This is a genomic window from Streptomyces sp. MMCC 100, assembly GCF_041538145.2.
In the GTDB taxonomy this organism is placed as follows: Bacteria; Actinomycetota; Actinomycetes; order Streptomycetales; family Streptomycetaceae; genus Streptomyces.
In genome coordinates this window covers 24,640-41,241 of sequence record NZ_JBGORK020000001.1, presented here as the reverse complement: position 1 = coordinate 41,241, position 16,602 = coordinate 24,640, and the positions used below count along the sequence as shown (strand labels likewise).

The following is a 16,602-nucleotide window of genomic DNA, read 5'->3' as shown; positions in this document are numbered from 1 at the left end:
GCGCCGGACGGGTCACACCGCCTTGTCGCGTCCCCGCTCCCCTTCCAGCGGGGGCGCCGTCACCGAAGCGTGGGTGCGGCACTCGGGCCGGCGGCAGTCCGGGGCCGGGCGGCGCACCGTCGCGAAGGCGATCACGGAGCCCGCGACCAGGACGCCCGCGCAGATCAGCATCGCCGGTCCGAACGCGTCGTCGAACGCCCCGGGCGACCGGTATGCCTCCTCGCCCATGCCGGTGAGCAGCGGCAGCGCGGCGACCGCGACGAGCCCCGCCGCACGGGCCGCCGCGTTGTTGATGCCGCTGGCCAGACCGGCGCGCGCGGTGTCCACGGCGGCCAGCACGCTCGCCGTCAGCGGCGCGACCAGCGTGACCATGCCGAGGCCGAGCACCACCAAGGCGGGCAGCACGTCGGCGAGGTACGAGGCGCCCGGACCGACCCGCAGCATCAGCACCATCCCGGCGGCACACAGCAGCGGGCCCACGGTGAGCTGGAGGCGCGGGCCGAGGTGCTCGGCGAGCTCGCCGGAGCGGGCGGAGAGCAGCAGCATCAGGACGGTGGTCGGCAGCAGGGCCGTACCGGCGGCCAGCGCGGACCAGCCGACGACGACCTGGAGCTGGAGCGCGGCGAGGAAGAAGAAGCCACCGAAGGCCGCGTACACGCACAGCGTGACGACGTTGACCGCCGTGAACTGGCGGGAGGAGAAGACGTCCGGCGGCATCATCGGGTCCTTGCCGCGCCGCTCGACGAGGACGAAGGCCACGGCGGCCACCGCACCGGCCACCGCGCTGAGCGCCACCGCCCAGGACGCCGTACGGGCCTCGATCAGCGCGTAGGTGAGCAGCGCCAGGGCCGCCGCGCACAGCGCCGCGCCGAGCACGTCGAAACGGGTGTGGGCGCGCTCGTCCGAGGACTCCGGTACGTGCCGCAGCGCGATCGGCGCGCACAGCAGCGCCAGCGGGACGTTGAGCAGGAACACCCAGCGCCAGCCCGCGCCGTCCACCAGCCAGCCCCCGAGGAACGGCCCCACCGCCGCGCCGACGCCACCGAAGCCCGACCACAGGCCCACCGCCCGGCCCCGGTCGTCGGCGTGGAAGGAGGCCTGGATGAGGGCGAGGGAGCCGGGCGTGAGCAGCGCCCCGCCGACGCCCTGGAGGGCGCGGGCGGCGATCAGCACACCGGCGTTCGGGGCGAGGCCGCACAGCAGGGACGCGGCGGCGAACCACAGCACGCCGAGGACGAAGATCCGGCGGCGGCCGAACCGGTCGCCGAGGGCACCACCGAGCAGGATCAGACCGGCCAGGGTGACCATGTAGGCGTTGACCGTCCACTGGAGGGCGGCGAGGCCCGCGCCGAGGTCGCGGCCGATGTGGGGCAGTGCGACGTTGACGACGGTCGAGTCCAGCAGCGCCATGCTGGAGCCGAGGACGGTGGTCAGCAGGATCCACTTGCCCTGTGACGAGGCCAGCCGGACATCGGGCATGCCCCAGGTATACAGCGAGCCCGGCGCGCGGGGGCGCCGGGCTCGTGCGTACGGTCGTGTCGACCGGGAGTTACTTGATCTTCTGGCCCGCCGAACGCAGGTGGCCGCAGGCCTCGACGACGCGCGCGGCCATGCCGGCCTCGGCCAGCTTGCCCCAGGTGCGCGGGTCGTAGGTCTTCTTGTTGCCGACCTCGCCGTCGACCTTGAGGACGCCGTCGTAGTTGCGGAACATGTGGTCGACGACCGGACGCGTGAAGGCGTACTGGGTGTCCGTGTCGATGTTCATCTTGACCACGCCGTTCTCCAGCGCGGTCGCGATCTCCTCGGCGGTGGAACCGGAGCCGCCGTGGAAGACGAAGTTGAACGGCTTGCTGCCGGCCGGCTGACCGTACTTCGCCGCGATGCCCTCGTTCAGCTCCTTGAGCAGCTCGGGGCGGAGCACGACGTTGCCCGGCTTGTAGACGCCGTGCACGTTGCCGAAGGACGCGGCGAGCAGGTAGCGGCCCTTCTCGCCCAGGCCCAGGGCCTCGACGGTGCGGACCGCGTCGTCGACCGTGGTGTAGAGGGAGTCGTTGATCTCGTGCGAGACGCCGTCCTCCTCACCACCGGTCGGGGTGATCTCGACCTCGAGGATGATCTTGGCGGCGCGGGCGCGCTCCAGCAGCTCCTGGGCGATGGAGAGGTTGTCGGCAAGGGTCTCGGCCGAACCGTCCCACATGTGCGACTGGAAGAGCGGGTTGCGGCCGGCCTTCACGCGCTCCTCGGAGACCGCCAGCAGCGGGCGGACGTACCCGTCGAGCTTGTCCTTGGGGCAGTGGTCCGTGTGCAGGGCGACGGTGACGTCGTACTTCTCGGCGACGATGTGCGCGAACTCGGCGAGGGCGACGGCGCCGGTCACCATGTCCTTGTTGTGCTGACCGCCCAGGAACTCGGCGCCGCCGGTGGAGATCTGGACGATGCCGTCGCTCTCCGCCTCCGCGAAACCGCGCAGGGCCGCGTGCAGCGTCTGGGAAGAGGTCACGTTGATGGCCGGGTAGGCGAACTTTCCTGCCTTCGCCCGGTCCAGCATCTCGTTGTAGACCTCGGGAGTTGCGATGGGCATCTGTCCGCTCCTTGTATGTGCGGGTGGGCGTGTTGTTGCTTATGGCCCTGACCTAGGACTGGGGGGCGACGTCATCGTCGGCCCCATCCTTCCAGACGAAACGGGAATACCCGAGTGGCCCCCGGTCCCGTCTCGGCCCCTGGTCTCAGTCCAGGCCCAGTTCGTCCTTGTCGTACGCGTACAGGTACGGCACCCCCGCGCCGTCCTGGATCTTCTCGGCGGCGCCGGTCGCCCGGTCCACGATCGTCGCGACGGCGACCACCTCGGCACCGGCCTCGCGCACGGCCTCGACGGCGGTGAGCGGGGAACCGCCGGTGGTGGAGGTGTCCTCGACGACCAGGACACGGCGGCCCTTGATCTCCGGGCCCTCGACGCGGCGCTGCAGCCCGTGCGCCTTGGCGGCCTTGCGGACGACGAACGCGTCCAGCTTGCGGCCGCGTGCGGCGGCGGCGTGCAGCATGCTCGCGGCGACCGGGTCGGCGCCCATGGTCAGCCCGCCCACCGCGTCGAACTCCAGGTCGGCGGTCAGGTCGAGCAGCACCTGTCCGACCAACGGCGCGGCCTCGCCGTCCAGGGTGATGCGGCGCAGGTCGACGTAGTAGTCGGCCTCCAGGCCCGAGGAGAGGGTCACCTTGCCGTGCACCACGGCCTTGTCCTTGATCTGCTGCAGCAGCTCGCCGCGTACGTCCGTCATGTACGCCAGCTTAAAGGCGGCGCCAGGCCCAGGTGGTCGTGGCCTCCAGCGGCTCCAGGGGCGTGACCAGGCGAGGAAGGGTGTTCAGGCCGTTGGGCGGCCCGGTCTGCGGCTCCACGCAGACCGCGGCCTCCTGCTCGTCGTACACCACGACCCACTGCTCCGGGCTGGTCACCTTCAGCTCCAGCCGCCCCGGCCAGGTCAGCGTGACGTCGACACCGTCGGGCATGCCGAAGCAGTCGTCCCAGGGACCGGGCTTCGCCTCGACGCGGTTGCCGGTGGGAAGGTGGTCGTCGCCGCGCTCCTCCTGCCAGGCGGGGTCGAAGGCGATCTCCGCACCGGTGCCGTCGAGGGTCCGGTTGAACCAGGGGTGCCAGCCGATCTGCGCCGGGAAGGACGACTCGTACGTCTCCACGGACATCGACAGCGTCAGCCCGTCCTCGGCGAGGGCGATCACCTGGGTGACGCGGCCGGTGTAGGGCCAGGGGTCGACGAGGTCGTACGTGATGACGGCCTCGTTCCCGCTGACGCGGGCGGTGCGCCAGGCGGCGTCGCGGGCGGTGCCGTGGATGGCGTGCGGCGGGGAGTTCAGGGGCATCTGGTGGACCACGGCGCCGTCGCTGAAGCGGCCGTCGCGGATACGTCCGCACCAGGGGACCATCGGGAAACAGCCGTAGCGCACGCCCTGGCGGAGCAGCTCCGTGCCGCCGACACGGAGCCCGCCGATCCGGCCGCCGTTGCCCGGCAGCACGGTCGCCTCCGCGTCACCCGCGGTCAGCGTGATGGGTTCGTTGCTCACGCCACGACCCTACTGGGGCGATCAAGGGCTCCCCACTCGGTCGGCGGCCCCATGACGGGCCCCGGGGGCAGGTCCGGCGGCGGGTCGCCCGCTGTGGTTCAGCGGCGTCTGCGCAGCAGCGGGTCCTGCAGCAGGTCGCGGGGGCGGGTCCCACAGCAGGTCGCCGGGGCAGGTCCCGCAGCAGGTCGCCCGCTGTGGTTCAGCGGCGTCCGCGCAGCAGCGGGTCCTGCAGCAGGTCGCGGGGGCCGGGTCCCGCACCAGGTCGCCGGGGGCAGGTCCCGCAGCAGGTCGCCGGGGGCCAGGCCCCACAACAGGTCGCCGGGGCCAGGCCCCACAGCAGGTCGCCCGCTGTGGTTCAGCGGCGTCTGCGCAGGGCGCGGCCCACCACGATCGCCGACGCCACGACCAGCGCGGCCGCGGGGGCGGCCCAACGCAGGGGGGCGCCGACCGCGTTCGCCTGGGGCGCGGGTACGGGGGCGTACCGGCCGCGCGGTGGGGCGTGGTCCACCTCCTCGGCGCTGCGGCCGATCATCGTGCGGCGCGCGTGCGCGGCCTCGGCGGGGGGCTGGACGGCCGGCTCGTCGCCGGCGTGCGTCGCCTCGGCTGCCTCCGCCTTGTCCCCGGCCGTGTCCCCGCCTGCGTCCTCGTCCGTGTCCTCGTCGTCCTCGTCCGTGTCCATGAGGGAGGGCGGGGGGACCTCGGTGTCGAAGACGGAGGTGTGTCGCGGCTCGGATCGCGGCTCCGGCTCCGCTTCCGGCTTCGGCTTCGGTTCCGCTTCCGGGGATGCCTGCGCCGCCGTGCCCAGGTTCTCCGCGAACCGGGTCAGCAGCCGGGCCGTGGCCGACGTGACCGACTCCCCCGGCAGCTCGGTGACGCGGCCGTCCGCGGTGGCCGTCCCGGTGAAGGTGAGGGTGGCGCCGCCGTCGGCGTCGTCCGCACGGAGGGTCAGCGCGAGCGTGACCGTGCCGGTGCCGCGCGACTCGGTGGCGTCGCCCTCGACGACGTACGTGCCGTCCTCGCGCGCGGACAGGCGCAGCGAGCCGCGGTAGGTGATGGAGTGGCTGCCGATGCGCACCTTCAGCCGGCCCGCGACGGGCTCGGCACCGGCGTCCTGCTGGAGCCCCGGAACCGCCCGGGCGACCCGGACGGGGTCGGCCAGCACGTCCCTGAGCCGCTCGGCCGGAACCGGAACGAACACCTCATGCTCCATGTCACGGCACCCTACCCAGCGGGCGCCCGGTACACCCCCCGTCGGCGCAAAGTCACCCGCCGCCCGCGCCCCCCGGCGTCACCAGTCCCGTCTCGTACGCCACGACCACCGCCTGGGCCCTGCTGGTCAGGCCGAGCTTGGCCATCGTGCGGTTCAGGTGGGTCTTCACGGTGGCCTCGCTGATGAACAGGCGGTCGGCGGCCTCGGCGTTGCTCAGACCGCGGGCCACCAGCTTCAGGACCTCGGCCTCGCGGCCGGTCAGCGCCGTCAGCGCGGGCGGCGCGGGCGGCGCGGGCGGCGGACCGGCCGCCGGGGATTCGGTGCGTCCCGTGTCCGTCATCCGCGTGAACGCCTCCACCAGACGCCGGGTGACCGCGGGGGCGAAGAGCGCGTCGCCGCCGTGCACCGCGGCGATGGCGGCCAGCAGCCGTTCGGGCCCCGCGTCCTTGAGCAGGAAGCCGGAGGCGCCGGTGCGCACCCGGGTGACCATCTCGTCGAGCTGGTCGAGGCCGGGGGCGGGCGCGCCGTCCGCGCCCTGCACGCCGTCGGCGCGCAACAGGCCGAGCATGCGGCGCAGTTCGGCCAGGGCCTCGCCGCCGGCGCCCTCGATGGTGTCCAGGGCGCCGCGCGCGGTGCGGGCGTCGGACCGGAAGACGAAGCGGGCCAGGCCGGCCTGGACGTTGATGACGGCGAGGTGGTGGGCGACCACGTCGTGCAGTTCGCGGGCGATCCGCACGCGTTCCTCGGCGACCTCGCGCCGGGCCCGGTCGGCCTGTTCGGCCCGCAGCCGCAGCGTCAGCTCGCCGGTCCGGCGGGCCACGTACCCGAACCGCCACAGCACCAGCGGGAAGCCCACGGCCTGCCCCACCACCGAGGCCATCGCCCCGGCGTCGCTGCGCAGCCCGGCGTAGACCCAGACGCCGGCGAGCAGGACGGCGCAGGCGGCGGTGGTGCGGGTGGGGCGCAGGGAGGCGACGGTGTAGACGGCGAGCATGGGGCCGAAGGAGCCGACGACGGGCCAGTAGTCGAGGGTGACGTAGACCGCCCAGCAGGCGTGGACGGCGAGGCAGACCGTGACGGGGGCGCGGGTGCGCAGGACGAGGGGGAGCGTCAGCAGGGCGACGAGCGTCCAGGCGCGGGGATCGAGCGCCGGCCACCCCTGGGCGACGGCCTCGGTGCCGAGCAGGACGGCCACGGTCGTCAGCGCCGCGGCGATCAGGCCGTCGGCCGCCAGGGGGTGCAGGCGCATTCCCGCAGCGTAGGTCCGCCCGACCGGCGTCGGCGTCCTCCTTCCGCCGTACCGCGGAAGTTGCAGGAACCGGCCGGCTACCGCGCCGGGTTGGGTCCGGTCTCCACCCACCGCCGGATTCCGTACCGTGCGGGGCGGCCGTAGGTTCTCGGTGCGAGCGATCCACAGGGGGGTGTGGCGGTCCGTCCCGTACCCGGGGGAGGGTCGGGCCGCCGCACGGGGACGTGGAGGATCGTGGTCGCGGCACCCGCGCGCCGGGCTCAGTACCGCGGGTGCACCAGCGTGGAAGGCGGCAGTCCCGGGATCCGGGTGCGGGCCGCGTCGCGGGCGTCCCGGGCCAGGGACCCCGGGGTGAGGGTGCGCGGTCGGGGGGCCACCGGGTCGAGGCGCAGGACGGGGAGTGTCCGGCCGGCCAGGAGGAAGCCCCAGCCGCGGGGGGCGCTCCGGGTCCCGGTCGTGCGGTCGGGGCCGGGCGCCAAGCCGCCGGGGTCGCGGGCGCCGACGCGGTAGGCGGCGGCCGGCAGGCCGGCCGCGCGGAGGGTGGCGTCCACCGTCCAGAAGGCCCGGGGGTGCGCGGAGACCGGGCCCGCGTGGACCACCAGCCGCCCGTCGGGCGCGAGCACCCGACGCAGCAGGCCGTAGAACTCCTGCGAGTACAGCTTCGTACTGGCCGTGACGGACGGGTCGGGCAGGTCCGAGATCACCACGTCGTACGTCGCGGAGGGTGCCGAGCGCAGCCGGTGGAAGGCGTCGCCCGTGGTGACGTGGACGCGCGCGTCGCCGTAGGCGTGCTCGTTGAGGGCGGACAGGCCGGGGTCGTACCGGGCCAGCCGGGCGAGCTGGGGGTCGAGGTCGACGACGTCGACGCGGCGTACGCCGGGGTGGCGCAGGACCTCCCGGGCGGCGAGGCCGTCGCCGCCGCCGAGGACGAGCACGCGCGCGTGGGGGCCGTTCATGGCGGGGTGCACCAACGCCTCGTGGTAGCGCCGCTCGTCGCTGCCGCGCACCCGCAGCCGGCCGTCCAGGAACAGGTCGAGGGGCCGGCCGTCGGTGTCGCCGGTGAGGACGACCTCCTGTACGTCGGTCCGCACGGCCACGCGGACGTCCTGGCCGTACACGGCCTGCCGGGCGGCGCGTTCGAAGTCGTCGGCGAGGACGGTCGCCGTGGCGAGGAGCGCGAGGACGACCGCGTTGGCGGTCAGCAGCAGCCAGCGCGCCCGGCGGGTCAGGTCCCGCCGGAACAGACCGAGGACCAGGGCGGCGCCGACGGCCGCGTTGACGGTGCCGGTCAGCAGCGCGCCGGTGAGCTGGCCGAGGAAGGGCAGCAGCACGAACGGGAAGGCGAGGCCGCCGACGAGCGCGCCGACGTAGTCCGCGGCGAACAGGTCGGCGACGGCACCGCCCGGATCCTGCCTGCGGACGCGTTGGATCAGCTCCATCAGCAGCGGCACCTCGGCGCCGATCAGCACGCCGATGGCCAGGGAGAAGGCGACCAGCAGGACGCGCGGGCCGTCGGCCCACAGGCCGCCCCAGCCGCCGGTCCAGGCGAAGACGGCGTACAGCACCATCGCGCTGGAGCCGCCGACGAGGGCGAGGGTGGCCTCGAGCGCGCCGAAGCCGGCTGCCGCGAGGCCGCGCAGGCGTTTGGCGGCGAGCGAGCCGAGGCCCATGGCGAAGACCATGACGGACAGGACGACGGACGCCTGGGTGACCGAGTCGCCGATCAGGTACGAGGCGAGCGCGACGAGTTCGAGTTCGTACACGAGCCCGCAGGCCGCGCACACGAACACGCCCGCCAGTACCAGGAACCGCCCGACGGCCGGACGGACGGGCAATCGCGCGGGTGCTTCGGGACCGCAGGGGCCGCCCCAGGACGGCGGAGAGCCGGGCGGGGCGGGCGCGTGCGGTTCGATCACGGAGTGACGTTACGTCACGTCCGCACTGCGCTTCGTCACCCACACGTGTGAAACTCGAGTCCCGTCGGGCACCACAGGTTTATCCGGACCTCACACGCTCACACGCCCGGGCCCTCACCCGCTCACCCAGTCGGCACCCGCCCGCTCACACCGCGGACGGGCTGAGCTGCGATGTCGGCACCCGCACGCCCACCCGCGTCCGGGTCGCCACCAACTGGCCGTCCTGCGGATAGGCGTGCCAGGTCCGCCAGTGCACCTGCCCCTCGCGCCGCTGGGCCAGCAGCGCGGTGAAGGCGTGCGGGCTGCCGGGGAAGACCCCGGCCAGGCCGTGCGGGTGGTCGGAGACCAGGGCGAGCAGTTCCTGGGCGCGGCCGGCGAAGGAGCCCGGCGACAGCACCTCCACGCGGGCGGCGAACTCGTACTCCCAGTCGCCCACCCGCTTGGCGACGCCGAGCGGGAGAGGGGTGCTGCTGCCCGGAATGCACGCCACCGTCTCCGAACAACTGCCCCTCTCCTCCTCGAGCAGGACTTGGTGGGAGGCGCCCAGAAGTCTCAACTGCAGTTTCGCGTCCGTCAGTTCGACGTCCAGGCAGGCGAGCGCGGGCAGCGGCTCGCGCCCCAGGGCCCAGGCCAGGTCGGCGGCGCGGGTGTCGGTGTAGGCGGTTGTCAGGGTCGTGAGCATGGATCGGCTCCGCAAGCACACAAGGAGAGGAAGGTGTGGGGCCTGCGCATCCGGGGCACTGCCGGGGATGCGGCCCGCTCAGCCCAGTCGGCCGGTCAGGAGGGGGGTCAACAGGTCGTCCGAGGAGCTGCGTTGATGAGTGAGAGCGAATCACGAACGGTGGCGCCGCCACAGCGTTTTTACCCAACTTCGTGACGTTTCCATCCCTCAGGGGGCTCCACAGCTCAACTGTTCAACCAGGGCGCACACCCCGCCCGTACGGAGTGCGCCGGGGCGTGGGAGCGCCCACCGGGAGTGCGTCCCGGCGGGCGCTCTGGGTGCGGACGCGGGGCCCGGTCCCAGGAGTGGGCCCCGCGAAGGGGATGCGGTTCCCCCTGCCGGAGCTCAGCTGCCCCGTGTCAGCTGCCTCCACCGCATCCGCCGCCCCCTCCCCCGCAGGACGACCCGCCTCCGCAGGACGAGCCGCCACCGCAGGAGTGGCCCGAATGGTGTCCGCCCGAGTGGTGTCCGCCCGAGGACGAGCCGTCCCCGCCGCCGACCCACCAGCTGTCGTCGCCGCCTCCGCCGCTGTCGCCGCCCCCGCCGGCGCCGGTGCCGGACCAGCGCGTGGCCGCCCGCCCGCCCCTGCTCCGCACGGTGCGGGGAGCGCGCCGGCGCACCACGAGTCCCCTGATCACCAGGGCTGCGACCACGAACAGGATGATGCCTGTGACCACGACTCCGCCCTCCTTCCCTTCCGGGCACGCCCGGAAGTCCCCCGAAGCAATCCCCCGTCGGACGCCTCGCTGCGTATCGGTTGCCTGTGGATCCCGCCGTGGAGCTCACCGGCGTGAACGGGAGATGCCCCTCGCCGCCACGCCCCAAAGCAGAGTTGAGGAAGTCCAGAGCTTCGGCGCAGGATGACCGCCATGACCTCGATGAGCTCCAGCGCCCGCCCCCTCCTGAACCGCCGGCTCGCGGAGTTCGGGACGACGATCTTCGCCGAGATGTCCGCCCTGGCGGTGCGGACCGGAGCGATCAACCTCGGTCAGGGCTTCCCCGACACCGACGGCCCCGAAGAGGTCCGCGAGGCCGCCGTGCGGGCACTGCGCGACGGGCGCGGCAACCAGTACCCGCCGGGCCCCGGCGTCCCCGAGCTGCGCGCCGCCGTCGCCGGCCACCAGCACCGCCGCTACGGCCTGTCCTACGACCCCGACACCGAGGTCCTGGTCACCGCCGGCGCCACGGAGGCCATCGCCGCCGCCCTGCTGGCCCTGGTCGAGCCCGGCGACGAGGTCGTGGCACTGGAGCCGTACTACGACTCGTACGCGGCCTGCATCGCGATGGCGGGCGGCACGCGCGTGCCCGTGACGCTGCGCCCGCACACGGGGGACGCGCCGGGCGCGGAGGGCTGCTTCCGCCTGGACCTGGACGAGCTGCGCGACGCGGTCACCGACCGCACCCGCCTCCTGCTGCTGAACACCCCGCACAACCCGACGGGCACGGTCCTGACCCGCGCGGAACTGACCGCGATCGCCGAGCTGGCCGTGGAGCGGGACCTGCTGGTGGTGACCGACGAGGTCTACGAGCACCTGGTCTTCGGCACGGCCGAGCACATCCCCCTGGCGTCCTTCCCGGGGATGCGGGAGCGCACGGTGACCATCGGGTCGGCCGGCAAGACCTTCTCGTTCACCGGCTGGAAGGTCGGCTGGGTCACCGCCGCGCCCGCCCTGCTCACGGCGGTCCGCTCGGCCAAGCAGTACTTGACGTACGTGGCCTCGGGGCCCTTCCAGTACGCGGTCGCCGAGGCGCTCGCGCTGCCGGAGTCGTACTTCGCCGCCTACCGGGAGGACATGGAAGGCAAGCGGGACCTGCTGGCGACGGGGCTGGCCGAGGCGGGCTTCGGCGTGTACCGGCCCGCCGGGACGTACTTCGTCACCACCGACATCCGCCCGCTGGGCGAGCGCGACGGCTTCGCCTTCTGCCGCTCCCTGCCCGAGCGCGCGGGCGTCGTCGCCGTCCCCAACGCGGTCTTCTACGACCACCGGGAGGAGGGCGCGCCCTTCGTGCGGTTCGCGTTCTGCAAGCGGACCCCGGTGCTGGAGGAGGCCGTGCGGCGGCTGAAGACGCCGGCCGGGTGAGCCGCGCGGGAAGGAGAGAGCCCGGCCCCCGCTGCCGCGGGCGCCGGGCTCTCCTGATGCGTGCCGCGGGGACGGACTACTCGCCGTCCTCGTCGGTCGGCTTGTCCGCCTCGTTGACGTCCTGCTCCAGACCGAGCTGCTCCACGAGCCACCGGTCGAACTCGATGGCGGCCCGCACCCAGCTGACCGTCGAGGAGACGAAGTGCTCCAGGCTGACGCCCATGCCGATCAGCATCTGCGCCTCGCCGATCAGGCGGACCGTGCCGTCGTCGTGGGTGTGGGAGTACACCTTGGGCCACAGCGTGCGCCGGTTCCAGTCGTCGACCGACTCGAGCAGCTGCGGCTTCTCGTCGATCTGGTGGGGCCGGTCGTAGAACGTCCGCACCGAGAAGACCTGCTGGTCACCCTCGCCGCGGAACATGAAGTACGTGCGGAACTGCTCCCACGGCGCCGCGAGGTCGCCCTCGTCGTCGACGACGTACTTCAGCTCCATCTGTTCGAGGAGCTGCTTCACAAGATCCTGATCCGGGACGACGGGGCCCGCCGGTCCTTGGGGCTGCGGCTCGGGCTGCTTGCCCCCGAAGTTCGGAATCGAGGACGGGTCGATGCTCACCGTGAATTTCCCTTCGTACGGATCTGGCCATCCTCCCCCATGCGGGGAGGGGCGTGGCAAGCCCGCCGTGGGCCTGTCAGCCCTGGGCTGACTTGATCCGGCCGGTCGGGTACCCCCTCGGGGCCCCGGCAACCCGATGAGACAGGTCGCCGGGGCGGGCGCGGCGGCCGGCTACAGCGTCTTGCCGCTCGCCGGACCCACGATCAGGTCCTCGCCGAAGCGGTCCACGCGGACCGTGTCGCCGTCCTTGATCTCGCCGGAGAGGATCTCCCGGGCGAGCCGGTCGCCGATCGCGGTCTGGACGAGGCGGCGCAGCGGGCGGGCGCCGTAGGCCGGGTCGTTGCCCTCCTCCGCCAGCCAGGCGAGGGCCTCTTCGGTGACCTCCAGGGTGAGGCGGCGTTCGGCGAGCCGCCGGGCCAGGCCGTTGATCTGCAGCCGCGCGATCCGGCTCAGCTCGTCCTTGCTCAGCGCCGAGAAGACCACCAGGTCGTCGAGCCGGTTGAGGAACTCCGGCTTGAAGGAGGACCGCACCACCTCCAGGACCTGCTGCTTCTTCTCCGCCTCGCCGGTCGTCGGGTCGACCAGGTACTGGCTGCCCAGGTTGGAGGTGAGCACCAGGATGGTGTTGCGGAAGTCGACGGTGCGGCCCTGCCCGTCGGTGAGGCGCCCGTCGTCCAGCACCTGGAGCAGGATGTCGAAGACCTCGGGGTGCGCCTTCTCCACCTCGTCGAGCAGCACGACGGTGTACGGCCGCCGCCGCACGGCCTCGGTGAGCTGGCCGCCCTCCTCGTACCCCACGTATCCGGGCGGGGCGCCCACGAGCCTGGCGACGCTGTGCTTCTCGCTGTACTCGCTCATGTCGATACGGACCATGGCCCGCTCGTCGTCAAAGAGGAAGTCGGCGAGCGCCTTGGCCAGCTCGGTCTTGCCGACACCGGTCGGGCCGAGGAAGAGGAACGACCCGGTCGGCCGGTCGGGGTCGGCGATCCCGGCGCGGGAGCGGCGTACGGCGTCGGAGACGGCCCGTACGGCTTCGGTCTGCCCGATGAGCCGCTTGCCGAGCTCGTCCTCCATGCGCAGCAGCTTCTGCGTCTCCCCCTCCATCAGCCGCCCGGCGGGGATGCCGGTCCAGGAGGCGACGACGTCCGCGATGTCGTCGGCGCCGACCTCCTCCTTGACCATGGTGTCCCTGGCGACCTCCTCCTCGGCCTCGGAGGCGGCCTCCAGGTCCCGCTCCAGGGTGGGGATCTCGCCGTAGAGCAGCTTGCTGGCGGTGTCGAAGTCGCCGTCGCGCTGGGCGCGTTCGGCCTGCCCGCGCAGTTCGTCGAGCTTCTCCTTCAGCTCGCCGACCCGGTTGAGGGACTGCTTCTCCTTCTCCCAGCGGGCGTTGAGGCCCCGCAGCTCCTCCTCCTTGTCGGCGAGGTCGCGCCGCAGCCGCTCCAGGCGTTCGAGGGAGGCGGCGTCGGTCTCCTTGCCGATCGCCAGCTCCTCCATCTTCAGCCGGTCGACGGCGCGCTGGAGTTCGTCGATCTCGACGGGCGAGGAGTCGATCTCCATGCGCAGCCGGGAGGCGGCCTCGTCGACGAGGTCGATGGCCTTGTCGGGCAGGAAGCGGGAGGTGATGTACCGGTCGGAGAGACTGGCCGCGGCCACCAGCGCGCTGTCCGCGATCTGCACCTTGTGGTGGGCCTCGTAGCGGCCCTTGAGCCCGCGCAGGATGGCGATCGAGTCCTCGACGGTGGGCTCGGCGACCAGCACCTGCTGGAAGCGCCGCTCCAGGGCGGGGTCCTTCTCGATCCGCTCCCGGTACTCGTCGAGGGTGGTGGCGCCGACCATGCGCAGCTCACCGCGCGCGAGCATCGGCTTGAGCATGTTCCCGGCGTCCATGGCGGAGTCCCCGCCGGCCCCGGCACCGACGACGGTGTGCAGCTCGTCGATGAAGGTGACGATCTGCCCGTCGGAGTCCTTGATCTCGGCGAGCACGGTCTTCAGCCGCTCCTCGAACTCACCGCGGTACTTGGCGCCGGCGACCATGGCCCCGAGGTCCAGCGCCACCAGCCGCTTGTCCTTCAGCGACTCGGGCACGTCCCCCTTGATGATCCGCTGGGCGAGCCCTTCGACGACGGCGGTCTTGCCGACGCCGGGCTCGCCGATGAGAACGGGGTTGTTCTTGGTCCGCCGGCTGAGCACCTGGACCACCCGCCGGATCTCCTGGTCACGCCCGATGACGGGGTCGAGCTTCCCGTCCCGTGCGGCGGCGGTGAGGTCGGTGCCGAACTTCTCCAGGGCCTTGTACTGGCCCTCGGGGTCGGCGGTGGTCACGCGTCGCCCTCCCCTCGCCTTGCGGAAGGCCTCCTGCAGCTTCTTCGCACTGGCTCCCTGCCCCTCCAGTACCTCACCGGCCGCGCCGCCCTTCGCGGCGATGCCGAGGAGCAGGTGCTCGGTGGAGAGGTACTCGTCCCCGAGTTCCTTGGCGCGGGCCTGGGCGTCGGCGACCACGGCGAGCATCTCACGGCTGGGCTGCGGGGGCGCGACGGTGGACCCGGTCACGCTGGGCAGCCCGCCGACGATGCGCTCGGCGCCGGAGCGTACGACGGCGAGGTCGGCCTCGACGGCGGCGAGCAGGTCGGTGATGTTCTCGTTGTCCTGCCCCTGGAGCAGCGCAAGGAGCAGGTGGGCGGGGGTGAGGTCGGCGTTTCCCTCGGTCACGGCCCGGTTGCTGGCCGCGTTGATCGCGTCCCGGCTCCGGTTGGTCAGCTCGGCGTCCACGTTCTGGCTCTCCTCCTCGCGTCGGCCGTCGGCGGTCCGGCCTTGTCTCCCAGTGCTGACTCATCCAACGTACACAAAGTTGAGTCTATTCCACTCAAGGGACGGGGGACACGTGTTCCCGCCGGGGGGCACCAGGGTGGTGGCACGGGGGTGCTCACGGGGACCGAACCGCGCCGCACGAGAGCTTTTTCGGCCAGCCGCAGAACCGGCGGGTTTCGCGAGATGTCCGCACATGCGACAGCGGCGTCACCGTGTTCAGGTCACGGTGACGCCGCTGCCGGGGGGAAGCACCTGAGCGATCTGTTGCGACGGGGGAATCGCGTCAGGCACTGCGGGGGGTGGCCGAGATGGTCCTCACTTCGGGGACGTCCGGCTGCTCGAGCCGGTGGTCCCGCTGATCCAGGTTCACAAAAATCATTCCGTACCGGATGGCACACCGCACAGGCTGCGGCGCCCCCCGAGGCCGCCGCAGACACCGGTACGCCCGCACGTCGCCGTCCTCGTCCAGCGTGACGACGACCGGCTCGCCGAAGACGGTCACCATCAGGGAGTCACCGGCGTGCGGGATCGCGGTGACCAGGTCGATGAAGTGCCAGCCGGAGCGGTAGGCGGTGGCCATTTCTCGCCGGAAGGAGCGGTCGTCAGGTGGCGTCGTCATGTCGATCAGTCCCACACGGTGTCGGCCGGAAGGGACTCGGGCTTCTCGCCCGCGACCCCAACCGCCGCCGAGTGAGTGCCACCCGCCTCGTGCTCGCTGCTTGTCCCACCTGAGAGGCCGGCCAGCGCGCCGAAGGCCACAACGGTGGAGAAGGCAGCAACAAGCACCGAGCGAAGCATTCTCATACGCATAGTCGGCTTCGTCCTCACTTGATGGTCCCTCGTTCCCCCGTCCGATAAGACGATGGCTCATTCAGGCACGTCATGGCCACACAATCGGTGCATCATGTTCCTGCATGTTCAGGACCCTGGGGGGTGGATATTCAGTGATAAATGGGACCAATCCGGAGCATCCCCATTCGACGTATGAGCTGTGCTCCGAGGGGCGCCGCCTCTACGCCGATGCTCTCCGGGCCGGTCGCGTACTCAGGGCCGATGCCGAATCCGCTCCGTGCCTGGTGGACTTGGCGCTGCTCCACCTCGACCCCGACGACGGCGACTGGATGCGCCCGGTTCCGCCGTCGGTAGCACTGGCCCAACGGCTCAATCCGATCGAACGCGAGATCACTGAGCACCGACGGCAGTCCATAGCCCTGGCCGACCTCTTCGAGCCGTTCATGGACATCAGTGCCCAGGAGACGAGCCCAGGTCACTCCATCACGGTCCTGGAAGGTCTCGACCGCATCAACGCGGCACTGGACCTGGCGACGGCCCAGTGCCACACCGAGGTACTCACGATCCAGCCGAGCAGCCACCGCCGCCCGGAGAAGCGTCTGATGGAGGGCCTGGAGCGAGACAAACCCCTGATCGATCGAGGCGTCCGCATCCGTACCCTCTACCAGCACACCGCCCGATACAGTCCGGACAGGATCGCCTATGCGGATCAGTTCGCGGACGGCAAGGTGGAGTACCGAACCATCGACGAACTCGTGGAGCGGCTCATCATCTGCGACGGGACGGTCGCATTCCTTCCCGTCCGTGAAGACCGGCAGGTCGCGCTGGAGCTCCGCCATCCCGGCCTGGTCCAGTACCTGGTACGGGTCTTCGAGTTCATCTGGAGCCGCGCGGTACCGCTGAGTGCCGGCGCCCCCTACGAACCCGCCTCGGACGGCATAACCGAGATCCAGCACTCGATCGCGAAGCTACTGGTCGAAGGCCACGTCGACGAGGCCATCGCCCGCCGCCTGGGGATGAACGTGCGCACCTGCCGCGCGCACATCGCCAAGCTCGCCCAGGTTCTGGGCAGTGGCAGTCGCGCCCAACTCGGTTTCCTCATAGCTCAGTCCGGGATCCTGGAGAAGGATCACTGATC

General features: G+C 72.2%; 14 protein-coding genes and 1 pseudogene. 2 read left to right on the top strand and 13 right to left on the bottom strand.

Translation table 11 applies throughout. The annotated features are described in order from the left end of the window. Window positions 1–12: 12 nt before the first annotated feature. From ABS735_RS00185 to ABS735_RS00140, 10 genes and pseudogenes are all read right to left on the bottom strand, one after another. Window positions 13–1,479, bottom strand: coding sequence for an MFS transporter (locus tag ABS735_RS00185; RefSeq protein WP_373904886.1), 1,467 nt, complete (start codon window positions 1,477–1,479; stop codon window positions 13–15). 70 nt (window positions 1,480–1,549) lie between these two features. After that, the gene (fbaA, locus tag ABS735_RS00180) at window positions 1,550–2,581 is read right to left on the bottom strand and encodes a class II fructose-bisphosphate aldolase (RefSeq protein WP_373904885.1); all 1,032 of its coding nucleotides are present in this window, start codon (window positions 2,579–2,581) and stop codon (window positions 1,550–1,552) included. A 145-nt stretch (window positions 2,582–2,726) separates the two neighbouring features. Next, window positions 2,727–3,275 carry an orotate phosphoribosyltransferase gene (pyrE, locus tag ABS735_RS00175; RefSeq protein WP_373904884.1) on the bottom strand — a complete coding sequence of 183 codons (549 nt, stop codon included), beginning with the start codon at window positions 3,273–3,275 and terminating at the stop codon, window positions 2,727–2,729. Between the two features lie 10 nt (window positions 3,276–3,285). Beyond that, entirely contained in the window at window positions 3,286–4,074 is a 789-nt protein-coding gene (locus ABS735_RS00170) for an aldose epimerase family protein (RefSeq protein ID WP_373904883.1), read from the bottom strand. Window positions 4,075–4,429: 355 nt separating this feature from the next. After that, window positions 4,430–5,284, bottom strand: coding sequence for an SRPBCC domain-containing protein (locus ABS735_RS00165; protein ID WP_373904882.1), 855 nt, complete (start codon window positions 5,282–5,284; stop codon window positions 4,430–4,432). A gap of 52 nt (window positions 5,285–5,336) precedes the next feature. Beyond that, window positions 5,337–6,164 carry a histidine kinase gene (locus tag ABS735_RS00160; protein WP_373905153.1) on the bottom strand — a complete coding sequence of 276 codons (828 nt, stop codon included), beginning with the start codon at window positions 6,162–6,164 and terminating at the stop codon, window positions 5,337–5,339. Continuing rightward, window positions 6,156–6,533 (bottom strand): annotated as a pseudogene (locus ABS735_RS00155) (DUF7134 domain-containing protein); the annotation flags it as partial. The pseudogene ABS735_RS00155 and the gene ABS735_RS00160, both read right to left, overlap by 9 nt. Window positions 6,534–6,793: 260 nt before the next feature. After that, window positions 6,794–8,449 (bottom strand): polyamine aminopropyltransferase, encoded by a 1,656-nt coding sequence (locus ABS735_RS00150; protein ID WP_373904881.1) that lies wholly within the window; start codon window positions 8,447–8,449, stop codon window positions 6,794–6,796. Window positions 8,450–8,594: 145 nt separating this feature from the next. Next, the gene (locus ABS735_RS00145) at window positions 8,595–9,131 is read right to left on the bottom strand and encodes a DUF2617 family protein (RefSeq protein WP_373904880.1); all 537 of its coding nucleotides are present in this window, start codon (window positions 9,129–9,131) and stop codon (window positions 8,595–8,597) included. Between the two features lie 398 nt (window positions 9,132–9,529). Beyond that, window positions 9,530–9,847, bottom strand: coding sequence for a hypothetical protein (locus ABS735_RS00140; RefSeq protein ID WP_373904879.1), 318 nt, complete (start codon window positions 9,845–9,847; stop codon window positions 9,530–9,532). Between the two features lie 192 nt (window positions 9,848–10,039). On the opposite strand from ABS735_RS00140, the gene ABS735_RS00135 reads away from it, so the two are divergent. Further along, window positions 10,040–11,251: a pyridoxal phosphate-dependent aminotransferase gene (locus ABS735_RS00135; protein ID WP_373904878.1), complete on the top strand. Its 1,212-nt coding sequence runs from the start codon at window positions 10,040–10,042 to the stop codon at window positions 11,249–11,251. Between the two features lie 76 nt (window positions 11,252–11,327). Here ABS735_RS00135 and ABS735_RS00130 read toward each other — a convergent pair whose 3' ends face one another. The 3 genes from ABS735_RS00130 to ABS735_RS00120 all read right to left on the bottom strand — a co-directional run bounded on the left by ABS735_RS00130 (window position 11,328) and on the right by ABS735_RS00120 (window position 15,291). Further along, complete coding sequence (locus ABS735_RS00130) at window positions 11,328–11,864, bottom strand: YbjN domain-containing protein (RefSeq protein ID WP_373904877.1); 537 nt, start codon at window positions 11,862–11,864, stop codon at window positions 11,328–11,330. 171 nt (window positions 11,865–12,035) lie between these two features. Then, a complete protein-coding gene (gene clpB / locus ABS735_RS00125; RefSeq protein WP_373904876.1) occupies window positions 12,036–14,633 on the bottom strand; it encodes an ATP-dependent chaperone ClpB in 2,598 nt (865 codons plus the stop codon). A 322-nt stretch (window positions 14,634–14,955) separates the two neighbouring features. Further along, on the bottom strand, window positions 14,956–15,291 hold the full coding sequence (locus ABS735_RS00120; RefSeq protein WP_007451819.1) for a Rieske (2Fe-2S) protein: 336 nt from the start codon (window positions 15,289–15,291) through the stop codon (window positions 14,956–14,958). A gap of 295 nt (window positions 15,292–15,586) precedes the next feature. Here ABS735_RS00120 and ABS735_RS00115 point away from each other — a divergent pair, with 295 nt between their 5' ends. Next, a complete protein-coding gene (locus ABS735_RS00115) occupies window positions 15,587–16,600 on the top strand; it encodes a helix-turn-helix transcriptional regulator (protein WP_373904875.1) in 1,014 nt (337 codons plus the stop codon). The last annotated feature ends 2 nt before the right edge of the window (window positions 16,601–16,602 follow it).